At 51.5% G+C, this 21,511-nt stretch carries 14 protein-coding genes and 1 pseudogene; 7 read left to right on the forward strand and 8 right to left on the reverse strand.

The window, feature by feature from the left end:
- Positions 1-8 precede the first annotated feature (8 nt).
- The 4 genes from AC1RVX_RS11090 (at position 9) to waaC (ending at position 5,160) form a co-directional block, all read left to right on the forward strand.
- Positions 9-572, forward strand: a complete 564-nt coding sequence (locus AC1RVX_RS11090) for a sugar transferase (protein WP_493216643.1) — start codon at positions 9-11, stop codon at positions 570-572.
- 78 nt (positions 573-650) lie between these two features.
- On the forward strand, positions 651-2,579 hold the full coding sequence (locus tag AC1RVX_RS11095) for a polysaccharide biosynthesis protein (RefSeq protein ID WP_493216681.1): 1,929 nt from the start codon (positions 651-653) through the stop codon (positions 2,577-2,579).
- A 24-nt stretch (positions 2,580-2,603) separates the two neighbouring features.
- Positions 2,604-3,980, forward strand: a complete 1,377-nt coding sequence (locus AC1RVX_RS11100) for a phosphomannomutase/phosphoglucomutase (protein ID WP_493216644.1) — start codon at positions 2,604-2,606, stop codon at positions 3,978-3,980.
- 184 nt (positions 3,981-4,164) lie between these two features.
- Positions 4,165-5,160 carry a lipopolysaccharide heptosyltransferase I gene (waaC, locus tag AC1RVX_RS11105; RefSeq protein ID WP_493216645.1) on the forward strand — a complete coding sequence of 332 codons (996 nt, stop codon included), beginning with the start codon at positions 4,165-4,167 and terminating at the stop codon, positions 5,158-5,160.
- Positions 5,161-5,669: 509 nt separating this feature from the next.
- On the opposite strand, the gene kdsA is transcribed toward waaC, so the two are convergent.
- Together kdsA and AC1RVX_RS11115 are read right to left on the reverse strand one after the other, a co-directional pair.
- Complete coding sequence (gene kdsA / locus AC1RVX_RS11110) at positions 5,670-6,515, reverse strand: 3-deoxy-8-phosphooctulonate synthase (RefSeq protein ID WP_493216646.1); 846 nt, start codon at positions 6,513-6,515, stop codon at positions 5,670-5,672.
- Positions 6,516-6,582: 67 nt separating this feature from the next.
- Positions 6,583-7,581, reverse strand: a complete 999-nt coding sequence (locus AC1RVX_RS11115) for a hypothetical protein (protein WP_493216647.1) — start codon at positions 7,579-7,581, stop codon at positions 6,583-6,585.
- Positions 7,582-7,977: 396 nt separating this feature from the next.
- Here AC1RVX_RS11115 and AC1RVX_RS11120 point away from each other — a divergent pair, with 396 nt between their 5' ends.
- Positions 7,978-8,892, forward strand: a complete 915-nt coding sequence (locus AC1RVX_RS11120) for a DMT family transporter (protein ID WP_493216648.1) — start codon at positions 7,978-7,980, stop codon at positions 8,890-8,892.
- A gap of 3 nt (positions 8,893-8,895) precedes the next feature.
- A complete protein-coding gene (gene waaA, locus AC1RVX_RS11125; protein ID WP_493216649.1) occupies positions 8,896-10,173 on the forward strand; it encodes a lipid IV(A) 3-deoxy-D-manno-octulosonic acid transferase in 1,278 nt (425 codons plus the stop codon).
- 14 nt (positions 10,174-10,187) lie between these two features.
- On the opposite strand, the gene AC1RVX_RS11130 is transcribed toward waaA, so the two are convergent.
- Entirely contained in the window at positions 10,188-15,401 is a 5,214-nt protein-coding gene (locus tag AC1RVX_RS11130) for a hybrid sensor histidine kinase/response regulator (protein WP_493216650.1), read from the reverse strand.
- Positions 15,402-16,006: 605 nt separating this feature from the next.
- Here AC1RVX_RS11130 and AC1RVX_RS11135 point away from each other — a divergent pair.
- On the forward strand, positions 16,007-18,493 hold the full coding sequence (locus tag AC1RVX_RS11135; RefSeq protein WP_493216651.1) for an adenosylcobalamin-dependent ribonucleoside-diphosphate reductase: 2,487 nt from the start codon (positions 16,007-16,009) through the stop codon (positions 18,491-18,493).
- A gap of 224 nt (positions 18,494-18,717) precedes the next feature.
- Here AC1RVX_RS11135 and AC1RVX_RS11140 read toward each other — a convergent pair whose 3' ends face one another.
- The 5 genes and pseudogenes from AC1RVX_RS11140 to AC1RVX_RS11160 all read right to left on the reverse strand — a co-directional run bounded on the left by AC1RVX_RS11140 (position 18,718) and on the right by AC1RVX_RS11160 (position 21,471).
- Positions 18,718-19,224 (reverse strand): MbcA/ParS/Xre antitoxin family protein, encoded by a 507-nt coding sequence (locus tag AC1RVX_RS11140; protein WP_493216652.1) that lies wholly within the window; start codon positions 19,222-19,224, stop codon positions 18,718-18,720.
- 235 nt (positions 19,225-19,459) lie between these two features.
- Positions 19,460-19,783: a hypothetical protein gene (locus tag AC1RVX_RS11145; RefSeq protein WP_493216653.1), complete on the reverse strand. Its 324-nt coding sequence runs from the start codon at positions 19,781-19,783 to the stop codon at positions 19,460-19,462.
- Positions 19,783-20,027 (reverse strand): annotated as a pseudogene (locus tag AC1RVX_RS11150) (LysR family transcriptional regulator); the annotation flags it as partial. The gene AC1RVX_RS11145 and the pseudogene AC1RVX_RS11150, both read right to left, overlap by 1 nt.
- 167 nt (positions 20,028-20,194) lie before the next feature.
- On the reverse strand, positions 20,195-20,839 hold the full coding sequence (locus tag AC1RVX_RS11155; RefSeq protein ID WP_493216654.1) for an NAD(P)-dependent oxidoreductase: 645 nt from the start codon (positions 20,837-20,839) through the stop codon (positions 20,195-20,197).
- On the reverse strand, positions 20,836-21,471 hold the full coding sequence (locus AC1RVX_RS11160) for a TetR/AcrR family transcriptional regulator (protein ID WP_493216655.1): 636 nt from the start codon (positions 21,469-21,471) through the stop codon (positions 20,836-20,838). The genes AC1RVX_RS11155 and AC1RVX_RS11160 overlap by 4 nt, the downstream gene beginning before the upstream one ends.
- Positions 21,472-21,511 lie beyond the last annotated feature (40 nt).

The following is a 21,511-nucleotide window of genomic DNA, read 5'->3' on the forward strand; positions in this document are numbered from 1 at the left end:
CATTCATTATGCTAAAGCGCTTTTTCGATCTTTTCCTGGCCCTGATTGCCAGCCTGTTTCTGGTTCTGCCCCTGGTGGTGGTGGCTATCTGTGTCAAACTGACTTCGCCCGGGCCTATTGTCTACTGGTCAGACCGGGTCGGGCGCAATAATGCCATCTTCAAGATGCCCAAGTTTCGCAGTATGCGTATAGACACGCCAGCGGTTGCCACCCATTTGCTGAGCAATCCTGATCAATATCTGACGCCTATCGGTTCTTTCCTGCGCAAATCCAGTCTGGATGAATTACCCCAATTGTGGAGCATACTGTGTGGTGACATGAGTTTTGTCGGCCCCCGCCCTGCCCTGTACAATCAGCATGACCTGATCGCCCTGCGTACTGAAAAGCAGGTGCACACCATACCGCCAGGGCTGACAGGCTGGGCACAAATCAATGGCAGGGATGAATTGCCGATACCGGTTAAAGTTGACCTGGATGCCTATTACCTGCAGCATCAGTCTTTTATGCTGGATCTGCGCATCCTGTTTTTGACGTTTTACAAGGTGGTGCGCCGTGATGGCGTCACCCATTAAGTTATCAACCAAGTTGCTTTTTCCAGGGCCTATGCAGTCATCCTTTCAACTACTCATCAGGCGGACATAACGATCATGATGCAGTCTCTACTGAACCTGCCCCGTATACATAAGCAATTGCTGGCTGCCGTGGCAGATGCCATCTGCCTGCCCATGACTTTTGTACTGGCAGTCTGGTTGCGCTATGACATCTTTAATGCTGCGCTGTTCAATCATTACTTCTGGCTCATTGTTTCGGTACCGTTCATCGCCATACCGGTATTCATACGCATAGGGCTGTACCGCGCCGTCATTCGCTTTATTGACCAGAAAATCATCAGCGTGGTGGTATTTGGTGTCACCCTGTCTGTGCTGTTGCTGGTCTTTGTCAGCGTCATGCTGCACATTATGCCGCTGTCTCGCGCCGTATTTGGTTTCTTCTGGGCTGGCTCCATCCTGTATGTAGGTGCCAGCCGCTTTCTGGCCAGGGCCTGGTTACTGCAGGCTGACATGGCAGAAAATGCCACCCGCATTGCCATTTACGGCGCTGGCAAGGCCGGCGCGCAACTGGCAACTGCCCTGCGTGCCGGTGGCGAATATGTCTGCGTGGCTTTCATTGATGACAGCAAACCCGTACAAGGTTCAACTATCGGTGGCGTCAAGGTATTTGCACCAGACCAGTTGCCAGCTCTGGCTGAGCGCCATGAGATACGCGAGATTTTGCTGGCCATGCCCAGCATCAGTAAGACCCGGCAAAAGCAGGTATTGGATCAACTGGAACCCTTGAAACTCAAGATCAAGGTCACGCCGTCTATACAAAGCCTGGTCAACGGCGAATTGCGTGTGCAAGACATACGCGAAGTCGAGATAGAAGATTTGCTGGGTCGTGACCAGGTAGAGCCAGACAACCGGCTATTGAGCATCTGCATCACTGGCAAGTGCGTCATGGTCACCGGAGCCGGTGGTTCCATTGGTTCTGAACTATGCCGCCAGATCTTGCGCCAGCGCCCAGCGAAGCTGGTCTTGCTGGAAATGTCAGAATATGCCCTGTATGCAATAGAACAGGAATTGACTGGTCTGCGCCAGCAATTGAAGCTGGATGTCGAGATTTTGCCTTTCCTCGGTTCCATACTGGACAGCGCCAAGCTGGATCGCATCTTCACCACCTGCGAAGTCGAAACCTTGTACCATGCCGCTGCCTACAAACATGTGCCACTGGTAGAACATAATCCGGCGGAAGGCATACGCAATAATGTGTTTGGCACCCTGTCAGTAGCACAAGCGGCCATAGCTGCCAGGGTCAAGAATTTTGTACTGATCTCGACTGACAAGGCCGTGCGCCCGACCAATGTCATGGGTGCCACCAAGCGCCTGGCCGAACTGATACTGCAAGCCTGTTCACGTCGCCAGCAACATACCCGTTTTTGCATGGTGCGTTTTGGCAATGTGCTGGGCTCTTCCGGCTCTGTGGTGCCATTGTTCCGCAAGCAAATCATGGCAGGCGGCCCCATCACCCTGACCCATCCAGAGATCACCCGTTATTTCATGACCATACCCGAAGCTGCGCAACTGGTTTTGCAAGCCGGGGCTATGGGTGAAGGCGGTGATGTGTTTGTGCTGGACATGGGCGAACCCGTACGCATCATTGACCTCGCCCGCCGCATGGTGCATCTCAGCGGCCTGGAAGTAAAAAGCGAAGCGACACCGGATGGCACCATAGAAATCCAGCACGTGGGCTTGCGCCCAGGCGAAAAATTGTATGAAGAATTACTGATAGGCGATAACGTAGAAGGCACTTCACACCCGCTGATCATGCGTGCGCAAGAGAGTGAATTGCCGTGGGATCAACTGAATGCCATGTTGCAGGACTTACATGCTGCCTGCATCGCCTTTGATTATGCGCAAATCCGCGCTTTGTTGCTGCAAATAGTGGCAGAATACGAACCACAATGCGGTATTGAAGACCTGATCTGGCAAGCCCAGCAAATCAGATCTGAAGACCAGGCAGCCACCGGACTGCTCCACTGATACTTTTTAATATAGAAAATAATCATGTCCCTACTCTCCCCCAGCATATTCAAAGCCTATGACATCCGTGGCATCATTGATAAAACCCTGAATGCCGAAGTTGCCCACCTGATCGGTCAGGCTTTTGGCAGTGCTGCCATCGCCAAAGGTGAAAAAGCCGTAGTGATTGGCCGCGATGGTCGCTTATCCGGCCCTGATCTGATCACTGCACTGGCCAAGGGCTTGCAATCGACAGGTGTCGATGTCATTGACCTGGGCGTGGTCGTCACCCCCATGGTGTACTTTGGCACCAATGTGCTGGGCGCCGCATCCGGCATCATGGTCACCGGCAGCCACAATCCGCCTGACTACAATGGCTTTAAAATGGTGCTGGCTGGCGAAGCGATTTATGGTGATGCCATCCAGGCGCTGTACCAAACGATCCTGAGCAAGGATTTCAAACAAGGCAATGGCAGCTACCGCACGCATGACATCAAGGCGGCTTACCTTGAACGTATCATCGGTGACGTGAAAGTTGCCCGCCCTTTGAAAATTGCCGTCGATTGCGGCAACGGCGTGGCTGGTGCTTTTGCAGGCGAACTGTATCGTGGCATGGGTTGTGAAGTCATCGAACTGTTTTGCGAAGTCGATGGCACTTTCCCTAATCACCACCCTGACCCTGCTCACCCGGAAAACCTGCAAGACCTGATACGCTGCCTGCAAACCACCGACGCAGAAATCGGCCTGGCTTTTGACGGCGATGGTGACCGTCTTGGTGTCGTCACCAAAGATGGTCAGATCATCTACCCTGACCGCCAGCTCATGCTGTTTGCTGAAGACGTATTGACACGCAACCCCGGTGCGCAGATTTTGTATGACGTTAAATGCACCCGTCACATCGCCCCCTGGGTCAAAGTACGCGGTGGCGTACCGCTGATGTGGAAAACCGGCCATTCCCTGGTGAAAGCCAAACTGCGTGAAACCGGCTCACCGCTCGGTGGCGAAATGAGCGGCCACATCTTCTTCAAAGACCGCTGGTATGGTTTTGATGACGGCCTGTATGCCGGTGCCCGTTTGCTGGAACTGGTCAGCCGTGTAGCTGATATGACAGCCACACTGAACAACCTGCCACAATCGACATCGACACCAGAACTGCAGTTGCAGCTGGCCGAAGGCGAAAACTTCAAGATCATCGCCGCCATGCAGGCAAATGCCAGCTTCCCTGGTTCAGACGAAATCATCACCATTGATGGCCTGCGTGTGGAATATCCAGACGGTTTCGGTCTGGCCCGTTCATCCAACACCACCCCAGTAATCGTCATGCGCTTCGAAGCCGAAACACCAGAAGCAATGGCCCGCATACAAGATGCAATGAAACAGGCAGTGCTGGCTGTGAAGCCAGACGCGACATTGCCGTATTAATTTTTAAGACCCAAAAGATCACCACAGAGACACGGAGACACAGAGAAAGGCAGGAGAAGAGCAAAAAATGAGACAGGAGAACAATCCATTCCCTCATTCTTTTTTTATTTTCCTCTATGCCCCCTCTGTGTCTCCGTGTCTCTGTGGTGAGCATTTTGGTCTTCACACGCAATTATCTATCATCGTGAAAATCCTGCTTGTACGTGTTTCGTCCTTAGGCGATGTATTACACAATATGCCCATCGTGGATGACTTGCGTCGCCAGTTTCCGCAGGCGCACATAGACTGGGTGGTCGAAGAAGCCTATGTGCAACTAGTGCGTTTGAACCCTGGTGTGGACCAGGTGTTTCCCTTTGCCCTGCGCCGCTGGCGCAAGAGTTTGGGGCAGGCGACAACGCGGCAAGAGATCAAAAATTTCTTTCGCCAGCTACGGCAAGAAAGCTATGACCTGGTACTTGATACCCAGGGCTTGCTAAAGACCGGCATCATCATGGGCCTGGCCAAAACTGTCAAAGGTGGCAAGAAAGTCGGCCTCGCGAATGGTACTGAGGGTTCTGGTTATGAAGGTATTTCCAGAATCTTCCATGACATCAGCGTACCGGTGGACACGCGCACCCACGCCGTCTTGCGCGGCCGCCTTGTCGCTGCTGCCGCTGGAGGTTACACCGTCAACACACCTGCCAGCTTTGGCTTGCAAGCACCTGATGTCCCCGCTGACCAGCGCACATGGTTGCCATCTACGCCGTATGCCGTGTTCTTTCACGGCACGGCAGGTGCGGCCAAAAAATGGCCGCGCGATCACTGGCAAGCCATTGCCAGCACCTTGCAGGAATATGATTTACCCATCTTGCTTCCATGGGGTAGCCCGGCAGAAAAAGCAGAGGCTGAGGCCATGGCAGCCATCATGCCGAATGCCACCGTCCTGCCTGCACTGTCAATGCAGGCTGCAACCCTGCTGGCGCAAAAGGCACGTCTTGCTATCGGTGTGGATACCGGACTGACGCATATCGCTGCTGCTTATGAAACGCCGACCATAGAAATCTATTGCGCTTCGCCGCGCTGGAAGACTGAGGGGAATTGGTCGGACAGGATTATTAATCTTGGGGATAATGGGAAACCTGCGACTGTTAACGAGGTTCAAGATGCGATTGGCGTGCTGATGAGAACCACAGGAACATAGTGGTAGCTGACAGTTGAAAATAACCCCCGCCCTTAATAACGTCATTCCAGCGTGCTTTTAGCTGGAATCCAGTGACGTTCTTTGCTTACTATGAAGCATATTAACTTCGAGTTTGTGTAATTTCACGAACTAGATTTTCAAATACCGTCATACGTCATTTGTGATTGCCAGCCGGGGGTAGCCCGGCAGCTACTCCCTTTTCTTGCTTCGCCAAGAAAAGGAAGCAAAAGAAGGCGACCGAGGCGTCTTGCCCTACGGGTTCCCTTTGCTGCAAGTCAAAAAATGGGAAGTTCCGAAACTCGCTACGCTCAAACATCGGCCCTTCTTTTTCCATTTTCTGCCTCACATCAAAGGCATCGACACATCGGAATGGCAAAAAATCAAAAGCAACTGCAACCGCTATTCATATTGTGCCAGTTAGCGCAAATCAAACTTTTGTTAGTTTCGGTCGATGGCAATTAACTGGCAAACCCAACTTATTCGAAGGCTATCGCCCAAATACACCCGCCTTAAATCTCCAAAGCCCCAAACGACTTCACCAAATCGTCCAACGCTTTCAACTGCGCCAGGAAAGGCTCCAGCTTATCCAGCGGCAATGCACTAGGACCATCGCATTTGGCCTGCGCCGGATCAGGATGTGCTTCAAGGAACAAGCCAGCCAGACCAGTCGCCATACCGGCACGCGCCAGTTCAACGATTTGTTCGCGGCGGCCACCTGAGGCTGCTGCGCCGGCTTCGCGTTGTTGCAGGGCGTGGGTGACGTCGAAGATGACGGGCAGGTTGTTGGTCACTTTTTTCATGACGGCAAAGCCCAGCATATCGACTACCAGGTTGTCGTAACCGAAGCAAGTGCCGCGGTCGCAGAGTATCAGTTGGTCATTGCCAGCCTCTCTGAATTTTTCGACGATGTTCTGTACTTGTGAGGGGCTGAGGAATTGTGGCTTTTTGATGTTGATGACGCGGCCGGTTTTGGCCAGGGCCACAACAAGGTCCGTCTGGCGTGCCAGGAAGGCGGGCAGTTGCAGGACATCGACTACTTCTGCCACTTGCGCAGCTTGCCATGGTTCGTGCACGTCGGTGATCAGGGGTACGCCAAATTCGGCTTTGATGGCTTCGAATATTTTCAAGCCTTCTTCCAGGCCGGGGCCGCGATAAGAATGGATGGAGGAGCGATTGGCTTTGTCAAAGCTGGCCTTGAATACATAGGGAATGCCCAGCTTGCTGGTGACACGCACGTATTCTTCGGCGACGCGCAAGGCCATGTCTTTGGATTCCAGCACATTCATGCCGCCGAACAGGACGAAGGGGCTTTGGTTGCTGGCTTGAATTTTTGGGGTAATGGCTACGGTAGTCAAGATGATTCCAGTTCAGTAAAAATCGGTCGGATGTCGTATATTTTTCGGTATCAGCGATGTAGCTGCATCATGATACCCAGCGCAAATAGTCTTGCCACTGAGGATCAAAATCGCTGCTGATATCAAACTGCAGCGGAGCAAAAGTCTGCGCCAGTTTATGTGCTTTGACCAATGCAGTCTCTACATCGCTGACATGCCAGTTCATGCTGCGCACATTGCCGTGCAGGGTGATCTGGCTGGTGATGCCTTCCTGGGTTTGGATGAGCAGGGTTTCTAGCTGGTCTTCAAACTCACGGGCAATTTCCAGGTCATCTTTATTGTCGAGCGCGACTTCGACCTGTATGCGCCACAGCATGTCTGCCCTGCCGACCAGGGCCATGGCGGATTCATTGCGCTGCACCAGCAACTTGTCGTCGGGGTCTGTATTGCTGACGAGCTCGAAGCCTGTCCATTCATTGTCACCGGTGGGGAACAGGGCAGTATGCTTGAGTTCATCGCGCCAGTATGCATCCAGAACTGGCGGGAAGGCGGCCAGACTGACGGTAGCCTGTTCAGGTGCATTGTCCATAAATTCGACCGGACCTATCTTGATGGCGAAATCATATTCACCGATAGCGTGATCAAGCAGGATGAAGGACATGTGTTTGGCATGATCAAGCATGTCTTGCGGTATTGGTTTGCAAAACCATAGCTGCAAACCCACCCTGCCGGCATCGGCATAATGCCCGACCAGGATATCTGCCGGACTGAGGCTGAAATTATCCATGGACATGCCAAAATCACCCATTTCTGTGCGCGCCCGGAAAGCAATCACATGTTGAAACATGGCCAATTTGGGTGCAGCTTGCGTAAGCGACATGACGTCCTGGAAATGCTCGGTTGAACCGTGGGCAGTAATGATCAGGTCATAGATGCCGTCTTCCGGACCGCCTTGCAATTCCGCTGCCAAATGTGGAAAGTGGGGTTGCAGCAATGCGTTGATGGCTTCCATGGCATCGCGGGCTTCCATTTGCTGCAATTTTGGCTGGGCATTTGCCAAAGCCTGCCAAAAGATGTCTGTGCTCATCTATTTCATTTCCAGATGGGTGGGTGGTTCAACATGTTCTTGCATGTTGTTTAGGAGACATAGGATATCATTTTATGCAGGTGGTTTTGCAGAACAGTGAAGTGCCTCATTCAGCTTTACTTATTTTTCAAGCAATACAGTTATCGACGAACGCCACCAGGCTCCTGCCTGCGCAGGAGCGACGGTATTAGCGTCTTACCTGTATCAGAGTGCACAGTCAACAACGCCGTAAAATTATATTTACGATAAGAAATTATGGGATTTATTGAGGTTGTATGCCTTGTTAAATTGCAAAAATACATCCCCTACTCCGTATTAATCTCAAGCAATACATGCACTCTTGCCCTCCGTTTTCGGGTATATTCCCTCGTCTTCGCTAACACTCCCCCAACCTTGATGATTGCTCATCGTAAAAATCTTGACGGTTTTGCCATTTCGCTCATGCTTTTGCTTTGCCTGTGCTGGGGCTTGCAGCAGGTAGCTGTAAAACTGGCAGCACCTGTGATCAGTGCGGCCATGCAACTGGGATTGCGGTCTGGCATAGCTGCGGTGCTGGTGGTGGTGTTGATTTTGTTTAAAAAGATTCCTTTTTCCTTGCGCGACCAGCATGTGCTGCCTGGTGTTGCTGCAGGTATATTGTTTGCGATTGAATTTTTGTGCATTTCGCTGGGGCTGAAATATACAACGGCCTCGCATATGTCCGTGTTTCTGTACACCGCGCCCATCTTTACGGTGCTGGGCTTGCACTGGCTGATCCCTGCCGAGCGTTTGCAGCCTGCGCAGTGGCTGGGCATATTGTCGGCATTTGGCGGCGTGGCGATTGCGTTTTCTGGTGCCTTATTTGGCACATCCGGCAGTAGCCAGCGCGATGTCAGTGACATGCTGATAGGTGACAGTTTTGGTGTGGTGGCAGCGATATTGTGGTCGGCCACGACCATCACCGTACGCAAATCCAGCTTATCGGAAGCGGAGCCGACCACGACACTGTTTTATCAGTTGGCAGTCGGGGCCGTGATCTTGCTGGCTTTTGTGTTCTTGCGTGGTGAAGGTCTGCCCACACAATGGAATATGACCAGCATCGTCAGCCTGTTTTTCCAGACGGTGATTATTGCCTTTGCCAGTTACCTGACCTGGTTCTCGCTCATGCGTCGTTATCTGGCGTCGCGCCTTTCTGTATTTTCTTTCCTGACACCTTTGTTTGGCGTTGCCGCCGGTGTCGTCCTTATGCACGATCCCATTAGCCCACGCTTTGCGTTGGGTGCAATACTGGTTTGTGGTGGTATTGTGTTGGTGAATTTCCGTCGGACATAACGCATGCGTCTTCTTTATTCTATGGTCTGGGGTTTGTCTTTGCCCTTTGCCCTGTTTCGCCTCTGGTGGCGTGGTCGTCAAGAGCCTGGCTATCGTCAGCATATTGCCGAGCGCCTGGGTTTTTATCCGGCCATCGCCAGCATGCCTGCCATCTGGGTGCATGCAGTTTCTGCCGGTGAAACCCGTGCAGCCGAACCGCTGATCCGCGCCTTGCTGGCAAGTCGTCCTGATCATCGTATTTTAATGACGCATATGACCGCCACCGGGCGTGAAACCGGGGCCAAGTTGTTTGCCGATGTCGGTCCGCGCCTGCACCAGGCTTTTTTGCCGTATGACATCAACTGGATGATACGGCGCTTTTTGCGGCATTTTTCACCGCAATTATGTGTACTGATAGAAACCGAAGTCTGGCCTAACCTGATTGCGCAATGCGAGTTGCAATCCATACCGGTCACCCTGGTGAATGCCCGTTTGTCTGAAAAATCACTGAAGAAGGCGCAGCGACTGGCCTCGCTGATATTGCCCGCTGCCCGCGCCATCAGTTGTGTGGCGGCACAATCAAACCCCGATGCACAACGCCTGCATGAACTGGGTATAGCGCGCCCTGGCGTCACCGGTAACATGAAATTTGATGTAACGCCACCGCCCTTGATGGGTGAGCGTGGTGCTGCCCTGCGCCGCAGCTTTGGTGAACGCCAGGTGATCCTGTGTGCCAGTACCCGCGATGGCGAAGAAGAACTGATACTGCAAGCCTTTGTCGAACAGATCCCTCTGTTGCAGACCAATCCTCTGCTGATCATTACTCCGCGTCACCCGCAACGATTTGACCAGGTTGCCAGCATGCTGGAAGCACGCGGCATCAGCTACGTGCGCCGCTCTACACTGAACCACGAAGAAATTGCCCCCATCACCAAGGACGTTCAAGTCTTGCTGGGTGACAGTATGGGTGAAATGTATATGTATTACGCCGCCTGCGATATCGCCTTTGTCGGTGGCAGCCTGGTGGCGCTGGGCGGGCACAATCTGATCGAAGCCTGCGCCATGGGTAAGCCTGTATTGACGGGCACACACACTTTCAATTTTTCTGAAATCACTGATCAGGCAATTGCCTGCGGTGCGGCTTTCAGGGTGGATGGTGCACTGAGCTTATTCCAGCAAGCCCATGCACTGTTGGCCAACCAGCAGCAGCGGCAACGCATGGGGGAAGCTGCGTATGCATTCTTCCTGCAACATCAGGGGGCAACGGCCCGCACCATGCAGATGCTGGAACCGTATTTATAATCCTGACCTCCACTTCATTCAGGCATGTGTGACTTGTCTGCCATGAGTGAAGTCAGGATCTGCAGCGCAACCTCAAATTCAAATGCCTTCAGCGCACGTTCCAGTGCATCGGCCTGCGTACCTGTCAGTTTGCGCAGGCTGTTGCGATGGTTCTGAAAGTAATCCAGCGCCTCGCTGTCTGAATCGTTCAGATAATTGCTCAGTGTCGCCAGCAGTTCTGGCGTATTGGCATCATTTTCCTCGCTGGCAACGGGCAGCTCATCTGCCACCACAGGCCCAGACAAAGCCAGTTGCAGATCGCTGATCAATTTGGCACTGGCATCAGTAAATCTTTGTAGCAGATCACTATCTTCGCTGGATTTTTCTATTGCCAGTTCAAGTTCAGTCGCGACGGCAGCCAGCTCCACAGCGCCAATATTGCCCGCAGCACCGCGCATGGTATGGGCTTCGCGTTCGGCAGAAATGCGGTCACCTTTTTCCAGATGACCACGAATTTTTTCCGGTGTCGCAGCGGCTGTGTCGATGAACAATTGCAGCAGCCGCTGGTATAAATCCATATTCTGACCACAGCGGCGCAAGGCTGATTTGACGTCCACGCCAGGGACTTCCAGCTCGATAGTATTCTCTACGGGCCTTACAGGTACTTCGTTGATAGCCGCCGGAACTGAACTGACCCTCGGCATGCGTTGCCCGCTCCAGCGTGCCAGTGTGTCAAAGAAACTGTCAGGGTTGATCGGTTTGGCGATATGGTCATTCATGCCGGTATCCAGGCAGCGCTGCTTTTCTTCATTCATGGCGTGGGCTGTCATGGCAATGATAGGTAAATCCAGCCATTCGGGGTAAGAGCGGATCACAGTCGTGGCAGCATAGCCATCCATTTCCGGCATTTGCAAATCCATCAGCACAATATCAAATTCTGCCTTGTTCAGTTTATCAATGGCGATCCGTCCATTGTCTGCCACTTCAACAATAATACCTGCTTCATGCATGAGTTCAGCCGCAATTTGTTGATTGATCTGGTTATCTTCCACCAGCAATACATGCAGGCCGTCAAACCTGTTTTCGCGACCCGGCATGGCTGTACGTTGCGCGTGATCATCTGCATACCTGCGGCTCAGGCATTGCAGGCTTTCTATCAGACCCGGCATGCTGATGGGTTTGGACAGATAGGCAACCGGGGCATGCACGGTATTGAGCATGCCAGCTTCATCAAAACCCATATTGGTGAGCATAATGATGTCAGGTGCCTGCCCAACATTTTCTGCATGAATGGCTTCGGCAGTTTCAGCGCCGTTCATATCTGGCATCTGGGCATCGAGCAACACCAGTTCATAGGCTTGTCCCGCAGCCCTGGCTTCGTCCAGCATCTGCAATGCCTGCTTGCCGCTACTGGCGGCATCGGGCGTAAGACCCAGTTGCTGACAGAGCTTAACCAGATGCTGGCGTGCTTCGTTATGATCATCCACGATCAGCACATGCAGGCCAGCCAATGCAAGCACGACGGCTGTACGTACGTCATGTGGCGGCGATTTGGCATGTTCAAACCAGCAAGTGAAATGGAAACTGCTACCCACACCAACCTGGCTTTCCACCCAGATGTCGCCGCCCATCAATTCCACCAGATGCCGCGAAATGGTCAGGCCCAGCCCGGTACCGCCGTATTTACGGGTAGTGGAACTGTCGGCCTGGGTAAATGCCTTGAACAGGTTTTGTTGCTGTTCATCCGTCATGCCAACACCCGTGTCACGTACGGTAAATTGCAGTTGGACTTTGTCGGCAGACGATTTGATTTGCTTGACCATGATCACCACCACACCATGGTCAGTAAACTTGATGGCATTGTTGACCAGATTGGTCACTACCTGGCCCAGGCGTAAAGGATCACCTTGCAGATTTGCAGGCACCGACACATCGATATCAAATACCAGCTCTATATCTTTTTCAGCCACTTTATGGCTAACGATGGTGGCAACATCATCAATTACATCGGTCAGGACAAATTCTGCCGATTCAATATCCAGCTTGCCCGCTTCAATCTTGGAAAAATCCAGGATGTCATTCACCACCCCTAACAGGGAGGTGCCTGCGTTATGAATTTTATCGATATAGTCGCGTTGCTTGACACTGAGCGCAGTCTTCTTGGCCAGATGAGAAAGCCCGATAATGGCGTTCATGGGCGTGCGTATTTCATGGCTCATATTCGCCAGGAAATAGGATTTGGCAATAGTCGCCTGTTCAGCCTGTTCCTTGGCTTCACGCAATTCATTTTTTTGCAGATAGGTTTCGGTTTCGTCAATCCAGAAACCATTCCATATCCATTCGCCATTGATGTATTTGGGAGCTACCGTCTGCGCACGTAACCAGCGGATCTGGCCATTCACCAAGATACGCTGGTGAAAATTGCCTGCGGTACGGGTATCAACTGCGATTCTGGCCTGCTCTTCTGACGCTTCGCGATCTTCTTCTACCGTGGTTTGCCAGCGGGCTGTTTTATTGGCGATGATTGCCTTGGCCGTGACACCCAGTACATTTTCCACGTTCTCACTGACGTAGGCATATTCCCTTTGGCCATCTGGCAGTTCGCGGAACTGGAATACCGACAAAGGTAAGGCAAAGGTAAGGTCATTCAGCCGCTTGCGTTCACCATCTGCTTCGGCAGTTCTTTGTCTGACCAGGTCTTCCAGCAAAGCCTGCTGGCGCGAGAAGCGCCGGACACGCATACGGTACACCAGATAAATCAATGCCAATAGCAGAACGGTGGCGACCAGACGAAAACGCCATTCCATCCAGAATGGCGGAGTAATGGTAATGAGCAAGCTGGCCCCACCCTCATTCCAGTCCCCATCTTTGGTAGCAGCCCGTGTCCTGAAAATATATTCACCAGGTTCCAGATTGGTATAGTTGGCCGAACGGTGGCTGGCTTCTGCCGTCACCCAGTCTTCATCGAAACCATCGAGTTTATAAGCATAGCGATAATGCATGGGGTCTGCAAAATTCAACGCGGCGAACTCTATAGAAATCACATTTTGCCGGTAACTGAGGGTGATTGCCCTGGCATCCGAAATGTTGCTATTCAGGACGACACCTTCCGGCAATTTGTTACCACGAACAGATTGGTTAAAAATCAAAAAGTCAGTAATGGTGGTTGTCGGGGAAACGGTTTTATCTCGTATCAATTCCGGATAAAACCAGGCCATCCCCTGAAAGCCACCAAAATACAGAGCGCCATCAGCATCTCGAAAACTGGCACCAACGGTGTAAGTGCCGTCAATCAGGCCATCATCTGCCGAATATTTTTTTAGCGTACGACGGTCCGCTCCCAGCTTGTACAACCCACCGTCTGTACTGACCCACAAATTCCCGGACTTATCTTCGGCAAACCCGGCTGTAGCATCATTGCCCAACATGCCGCTGTAGCGAAAGAAACTGACCGTGCCATCGCCGGCGACGACCATGCGGTTAAGGCCGCTGGCGGTTCCCACCCAGACGCTGCCGCTGCGGTCTTCAAATACTGCGTACACACGACTATGACTGAGGCTACTGCCATCACCTGGATTATGCCGGTAATGGGTGAAATGCCCGGTCTGCATGTCGAGTTTGTCCAGTCCACCAAAGGTGCCAGCCCATAGTTGCCCATGGCGATCAAACAGCAGCGACACTACCCGCCCATGACTGAGGCTGTCGGGGTCCTTTGGATCATGCATGTAACGCTGAAACTTGCCAGTCTTTGCATCCAGCCGGTTCAATCCATCATCGCTGGCCACCCACAAATTACCGGCTCGGTCATAGACGAAGGAATGCACAATGTTGGAACTGAGGCTGTCAGGATTATGCGGATCGTTCTGGAAATGTTGCGCGCGTTCGCTGACTGGATCAAACAGATTCAAACCATCTTGTGTTCCCACCCACAGCTTCGCATCTGGCGTCAGTTGCAATGCTCTGATTTTGCTATTGGTGATGCTGTGCGGCTGTGCGGCCAGGTGATGGTACACCTTGATCTGACCACTGGCTTTATCCAGCCGGTTCAAACCATCGCCCGTACCTATCCATATGTGGCCATTACTTCCAGTGATGGCAGTCACAGTGTTGTTGCTCAAGGTTTTGGGTTCACCTGGCAGATGCAACAGCCGTTCAAAACCGCCGCTGAACAGATTGGTGCGACTGACCCCGCCCAGCCAGGTCCCTACCCACAAGGTACCCGAACGGTCTTGCAGCAAACGGGTAACGCGGTTGTCTGCGAGGCTATGGCGGTCACTGGCATGGTGACGGTAAGATGAAAACCTTCCGGAAGCCTGATCCCAGCGCTTCAGACCATCATCAGTACCTACCCAGACCACACCATCCCTGTCTTCCAGTATGGACGAGACGGGGCCTGGCTCCAGCCCTTCCCGCTCGCTGAAGTGGTGTTTTTCAGTCCGGTCCCGACCCCATATTTCCAGCCCCGCCAGCGATGCTATCCAAATGTTGTCCTGACGATCAACCAAGATGCTTTGCACAGTGTTGCGGCGCGGATCAGCCAATTTGTCACTGTCGAGCCGGAAGTTCTGGAAGCCGGATTTGTCCTTCTTCATCAGGCTGATGCCTGCATTGGTACCGATCCACAAATTGCCACTGGCATCATAAGTCAGGGCATTGATTTGATCACTTGCAATACTGGTGTCATCCTTATCATCATGACGCATACTGAGAAAACGCCCGGTATCAGGATTGAAATGTGCCAGGCCATCGCCAGTTGCCAGCCACAAACCAGCCGCTCCATCACCAACAATGGCTTGTATCTGATTGCCGGCGGAGCTGCGTATATCCACAGGATCGCGCCTATACCTGACCATGCTTTCAGTCGCCATATCATAGCGATGCAAACCACCGCTACGCGTACCTACCCACAGCCGGCCTTTATTGTCTTCATGCAGCGCCCACACCCAGTTGTCTGCAAGGCTGTTGGGCCGGCCCGGTTCATGGCGGAAAAAGATGACTTTTGTACCGTCATAGCGATGCAAGCCGCCCTGAGTACCGAACCACATATACCCTTGTCTGTCTTGCAATATAGATTGTATGGATTCATGCTGAAAACCCTGCTCACGCCCGACCTGATCAAAACGCAGGCTCTGTATGCTGGTTGCATGTGCGCCTGAAAAGCAGCAGGTTGCGATTATCGCGAGAAAGAAAATGCAGCAGGACAATAACTGACGATAGGTAAACGGGGTAGCCGATTGCGGTAGCCTCATTGTGCGCTCTCTTGTACTTAAGCCATCTGTCACTGGTTACTGTCTGAAATATTGTAAACAAGAAGTATATGTTATTCAGCTATTTGAGAAACACCTGATTGCCTCATAAATAATATTTTTAGTTGAACCGGGCCGGTCATAAAAGGAAAATTGCATACCAGGCCGATATATCGTTGTTGCATAAAAGAAAATTCGCTTATTTATCTGGCTTTCTAGGCAGACAATCAACTTCGCGCAACTTCAAAACAAGGATAGCCTTGCCTTTGCCTGCAATGGCAAGAAACCGGCCGCATGACTAAATCGGCTTTTATTGCCTTATTAAAAGTTCATGGGAAAGGAATGACCTTATTGCACATCAAGGAAATAAAAACCCGGTGGGGTTTATAATGAAAGCTACAGTTTGGGAAGATGAACTGTTTGTTGCCACGACTAAATATTCACTATCCCCGAAATCAAAGATGACATTCCATCAAATTGATGAATTGGACACGTATCCATTTTGCTGTTTTTATGGGCTGAATCATACGGCCGGACAGCAAATATACAAGCTGGCACTTTTCCAAAATAATTTCCGCAACAGGTAACAAAGAAAGCCCTCATTTCATATGAACGCAAACGAAAAAATATTAGGATTGACTGACATGTCTCCCCAGGAAATCTCTCTTGATGTCTTGCTGGAAAAATATGCCAAAGGCGATGAAGCCACCATCCATGATGTGCAGGCGCGTGTCGCCAGGGCACTGGCCAGCGTAGAGCAACCAGACTTTCAGGCGTATTACGAAGAAAAGTTTTTGTGGGCACAAAAAAATGGCTTTGTCCCTGCTGGCCGCATCAATTCCGCCGCTGGCATGGACTTGCACGCCACGCTCATTAACTGTTTTGTGCAACCTGTAGGTGATTCAGTTTCCAGCGCAACGGATGGCAAGCCAGGTATTTACACTGCATTGGCAGATGCCGCAGAAACCATGCGTCGCGGTGGTGGTGTCGGTTACGATTTTTCCACCATACGCCCAAAAGATGCCGTCGTGCGTGGCACACGTTCACGTGCGTCTGGCCCGGTATCTTTCATGCAGGTGTTTAATGCATCTTGCTCCACGGTGGAATCTGCCGGTGCCCGTCGCGGTGCGCAAATGGGTGTCCTGCGTGGTGACCATCCAGACATCCTGGAATTCATCCGATCCAAAGACAAGGGTGGCTTGACCAACTTCAATATTTCCATCGGCGTAACCGATGAATTTATGGAAGCCGTCGCCAAAGATACTGACTTCTGCCTGGTACACAAAGCCGAACCCGGCGAAGACAAAAAAGACGCGGGTGCTTATCAACGTGAAGACGGCTTGTGGGTATATGAAACTGTACGTGCGCGTGACTTGTGGGACGAGGTGATGAAATCCACCTACGACCATGCGGAACCCGGCATCCTGTTCCTGTCGCGCATGAATGCGGAAAATAATCTGTACTATTGTGAAAAAATCGAAGCCACCAATCCATGTGCAGAACAACCTTTGCCTGACTATGGCTGCTGCTGCCTGGGTTCCATCAACCTGACCCGCTTCATCAAAGGTGCGTTCACCGATGCTGCTGAGTTTGACTTCGACGCCTTCCAGGCTGTCGTCACGGTCGCAACACGTATGCTCGACAATGTACTGGATGCCACTGCCTGGCCTTTGCCACAGCAAAAAGCCGAAGCCATGTCCAAGCGCCGTGTGGGTTTGGGCTTCCTTGGTCTGGGTAGCTGTCTGGTTATGCTGGGTCAGCGTTATGATACTGATGCTGGTCGCGCTTTCGCACAAAAAGTATCTGAGGTCATGCGTGATTCAGCTTATCTGGCATCAGCAGAGCTGGCCAAAGAAAAAGGTCAGTTCCCGCTGTTTGACAGCAGCAAATACCTGTCAGGCGTGTTCGCCAAACGCCTGCCAAAAAATGTACGCAATGCGATTTCCAAACATGGCTTGCGCAATTCGCATCTGCTGTCGATTGCCCCTACCGGTACCATCACCCTGGCCTTTGCAGACAATGCTTCCAACGGCATAGAGCCGGCTTTCTCCTGGGTCTATAACCGCAAGAAACGCATGGCCGTTGGCGATGCCAAAATCTATGAAGTGGCAGACCATGCATGGCGCTTATACCGTCACATGGGGAATGATGTGTCCGATGACAGCAAACTGCCAAGCCAGTTTGTCACTGCGCTGAATATGTCTGCCAGCGACCACATGAAGATGTTGCAGGTGGTGCAACCATATATTGATTCTGCCATTTCAAAAACCGTTAACGTACCAGCTGACTACCCTTACGAAGACTTCCAGAACCTGTACATGGACGCCTGGCGCGCTGGTCTGAAAGGTTTGGCAACTTACCGCCCGAATAATATCCTCGGCAGCGTACTGTCCGTTGCTACTGAAGCTGCCCCCGAAGTCAAACAGATACCGGATGATGACCTGCTGCGCAAGCAATTCGATGGCCGCCCATTCGGCGACCTGGAATCGGTCACATCCAAAGTGCAGTACATGACGTATGAAGGCAAGAAAACTGTTTACCTGACTGTCAGCTTCATCCACATCCAGGGTACGGTCGGCGGTGAACGTGTGACGATAGAACGCCCATTTGAATTCTTCATGCCTGCGGGCCAAAAGAATGACGGTCAGCAATGGATATCGGCCAGCATGCGTTTGCTGTCGATGGCAGCCCGTTCCGGCGGTTCCATCGCCAAGGCACTGGCCGACATGCGTGAAGTGGTGTGGGACAAAGGCACGGTACGCTGCGGCATGATCACTAAAGACGACGGTTCACAGGCACCCCTGTTCCATGAATCCGAAGTCGCCGCCATCGGTTATTCGCTGCAACGTATTCTGATGAAACGCGGCTTCCTTGACGCCGCCGGCAATCAGATTCCTATCACCGTACTGGCAGAAAAGTTCAAACAAAGAACCCACCATTACGGCATGGACGACCTGGCCTATGAAGGTGAAACCGCTCCCATCAGTTACATCCCCACCGGCAAGAAATGCCCGGACTGTGGCGCATACGCTTTGCAGAAAATAGACGGTTGCAGCCGTTGTGTTTCCTGCGGATATGTCGGGGCTTGTGGGTAATGCGGTAGTCGCGGCTTGAAATCCACGTGTGGGTGACACCATAAGCCGCAAGTTCGACAGCATAAGCTGCAAGTCGCGACACCATAAGCTGCAAGTACTTTAAATGTCAAAATAGTTGCGCAAAGCCGTCCATTTCAAATTGGGCGGCTTTTTTTGCATAATCACGCAATAAATTTCCTCTTATTACTCACCAGTAATTTTTGACAAACAAATGTAACTACTTCTTAAGCTTCCAATAGCATTTGGACAGCTTTTAATCCTTCCACATTTTGCATTGCATCTGCAGGAGATTCCCCAAGAGTCGGGTGAAACGTTGTTAACCAAATCTTCAGCATTTCCGTTGAGCTAAATAGTTTAACTAGTCTTTCCAAAAGCTTATGTTCCAATGGTGTATTCTCGTCACAAGGCCAAAAATCCTCGCCGTTGCCAACAATTACCTCCCAAATTAACGTTGGAGCTGCAACGACAATATCATCTCGCAGATGATATTTAAATGCCTGAAGTTGAATATTTATACACTCGACAATCTCCTTTATAACAAAGCTGATTTCAGGCATTTCTTTAACGTAAAACAAACTTTGAGAAATCCTTCCCGTAATTTGTGCATGCACTCTACCGTTACCAATAATTTCTGCTTCTTTCGCTAGTAAAAGTAGTGCAGTAAGACCTTCAAGAGATCTCAAATTTGCAAGTTTCATCGGCAAACCATAGTCATAAGGCACTCGCTTCATTTTCGTCTTTCCCCTTACTTCCTCGGGGATAAAACAAATATCTGCAACGAATTCTCCTAACGTTAATAGCAATGCATTTATTTCCCTTGAATCTCTGAGATTTCCTTCGAGTGCAAGACATCTATTTTTTAGGTGTCGCGCCTAACCGTGTGCTACATAAATATGCATACGCAAGATCAAATCAAATTTCAATATTGTGGGCCATCTCCTTCACCCCATTCTTCAATTCCGAACTTTACAAACTCATTTCGGAGAAAACCCATATCTTTTCTGTATGTTCGAGATTTAAACATACACGTATACCTTCATGCGTGACATGCAGCTTGTATTGATACTCTTTCGGGTAAAGTGATTTTTGCCAGTTCGTCGGGCATTGCCCAAAGTCAGCCGCATCCAGTGCCAATAAATTACCTACATTCTTGGTGCGAAGTCTGGGCCCCACATCAAAAATCAATGGCGGGCCTGGTTCAAATCCAACATCCGCGCCATGCAGCCTGTAAAAAAACTCGAAATAGCCAATCAGCGGTGTGTCAGGAAAGACTTCTTTTAGATACCACAACTCACCCCAGCCTTTACGCTGTCCCGGGCTTGTTGTAAGGAAGCGAAGACGCGGGGCGCATGCTCCAAGAACATCCGTCCCGCGCGGGTCAGTTGGGTGCTGCGAGTGGTGCGGACAAATAGCTGAATCCCCAGTTCCTCTTCCAGTTCCTTGATAGCACGCGACTGTGCAACTTTTCTGCCGCGCGAGCGAAATGGAGCTCTTCTGCAACGGCCAGGAAGCAACGCAGATGCCGAAATTCCATTTCTCCCTCCTTTTGTTTTTATGTATGTGTCTCTGTCCAGAGGCTGCTTGACGTAGTGGGCCTGGATCTGGGGAATGACCTGAATTCAGCATTGTGTTTTCATTTCACTGCGTCTTTTCAGATTTACGGCTGATGAGCGAGAGTACGGTTTTTCTAAACATGGCCGTTCACAGTACTGATCCCGGGCTACTAACCAGCAGTCGTTGACCGATAGTCCGATCATCCGCAATGGCATCAAGCATCACGCGAGCCACATTGGTGCGAGAGACTTTTGGCAAGCCGGAGACTTTCTGTACCTGTTTCAAGGGGCGCACCTCAACCGTATCGGACGGCACTCCGTCCGTCAGGATTACCGGGTAAATGCCGGTCCATTTCAGTCCCGAGCTAGGCAACATCGCTTCCGCGCGCTCCTTGTCCTGGAACACAGCCGCCGCAACCAACCTGTAGGCAATGCGGGCGATAAGCGAGGCTGTACGTGCGGTATCACCCACGCCATAAGCCGATAGCAGCACCAGCCGAGAAACACTGGCTCCATGCATTGCCTGGACAATGCATGGCAGGTTCTTCTGCATCAGATCAACATTCTTCTTCTCGTGGGTACCCAAGCAACAAAGTACTGCTTCGGTGCCAGTTATTGCAGCCTGCAAGGCCGATTTGCTGCTTAGCTGGCCCGTAACGACCTGTACCCCCTGCCTTGCTGGTACACCTGTAGGGTTGCGTACATAGCAGACCACTTCGTGGCCCCGTTTCAGCGCTTCTTCGACGACCAAGCGACCAGTTCCGCCTGTCGCTCCTAGTACAACAATCTTCATAAAGATTCCTTTCGCTTCTTCAGTGGTGACAACTTCTTTGGTGTGACTGGTCCAGCATCAAGGCCGGTCGCAGCGTGTAACGTTCGCATGCACAGACCGACGACCGACTCTCGATTGATCTCAGGCTCATCTGCTATTTCCTTGGACAGGGTCGTCACAAACTCCAGCCAGGCATTGACAGCTCCGCGCATTAGCGGATCGTTACTCAGTGCTAGCAACTTCATGATCCGTTGCGTCAAAACGGCGTGATTGGCTCTGGTCACTTCACCGACAAGTACCGGCTGCACGTCGGCCTGCAATTGCAGATTGATGGCCCGGTTCCGTGACGGCGAAAAATGTTCGAGGTATGCGTGAACGGCCGCACGAATGTTGTCCAAGGGTGACCGTTGTAAATCGAAGTCGGTCGCTGCCAGCAGCGCATCCGATTCACTGCCAAGAACCGCTTCGAACAATACGGATTTCGTTGGGAAATAGTGATAGATCAGTGCGCGTGTCACACCGGCATCTTTGGCGATGTTAGCCATCGAGGCGCTGTCGTAGCCACGTTGCGCGAAGTGTGCTGATGCGACTTCGACAATCTGCTCCCGACGATCACTCGGCTCCATGCGGGTTAATTGTGTTTTATTTGACATATGTAAAATAGTAATCCATAATTCATTATTTTACAACTGT

The sequence above is a fragment of the Undibacterium sp. GW821-FHT11B02 genome, from assembly GCF_058808955.1.

What these genes read in the sequence shown, in the direction of transcription:
- AC1RVX_RS11155 (WP_493216654.1), bottom strand. Translation starts at nt 20,839, where the DNA reads ATGAAGATTGTTGTACTAGGAGCGACAGGCGGAACTGGTCGCTTGGTC.
- AC1RVX_RS11130 (WP_493216650.1), bottom strand. Translation starts at nt 15,401, where the DNA reads ATGAGGCTACCGCAATCGGCTACCCCGTTTACCTATCGTCAGTTATTG.
- AC1RVX_RS11140 (WP_493216652.1), bottom strand. Translation starts at nt 19,224, where the DNA reads ATGAAGCGAGTGCCTTATGACTATGGTTTGCCGATGAAACTTGCAAAT.
- AC1RVX_RS11095 (WP_493216681.1), top strand. Translation starts at nt 651, where the DNA reads ATGCAGTCTCTACTGAACCTGCCCCGTATACATAAGCAATTGCTGGCT.
- AC1RVX_RS11090 (WP_493216643.1), top strand. Translation starts at nt 9, where the DNA reads ATGCTAAAGCGCTTTTTCGATCTTTTCCTGGCCCTGATTGCCAGCCTG.
- AC1RVX_RS11120 (WP_493216648.1), top strand. Translation starts at nt 7,978, where the DNA reads ATGATTGCTCATCGTAAAAATCTTGACGGTTTTGCCATTTCGCTCATG.
- AC1RVX_RS11100 (WP_493216644.1), top strand. Translation starts at nt 2,604, where the DNA reads ATGTCCCTACTCTCCCCCAGCATATTCAAAGCCTATGACATCCGTGGC.
- AC1RVX_RS11135 (WP_493216651.1), top strand. Translation starts at nt 16,007, where the DNA reads ATGAACGCAAACGAAAAAATATTAGGATTGACTGACATGTCTCCCCAG.
- AC1RVX_RS11115 (WP_493216647.1), bottom strand. Translation starts at nt 7,581, where the DNA reads ATGAGCACAGACATCTTTTGGCAGGCTTTGGCAAATGCCCAGCCAAAA.
- AC1RVX_RS11160 (WP_493216655.1), bottom strand. Translation starts at nt 21,471, where the DNA reads ATGTCAAATAAAACACAATTAACCCGCATGGAGCCGAGTGATCGTCGG.
- waaA (WP_493216649.1), top strand. Translation starts at nt 8,896, where the DNA reads ATGCGTCTTCTTTATTCTATGGTCTGGGGTTTGTCTTTGCCCTTTGCC.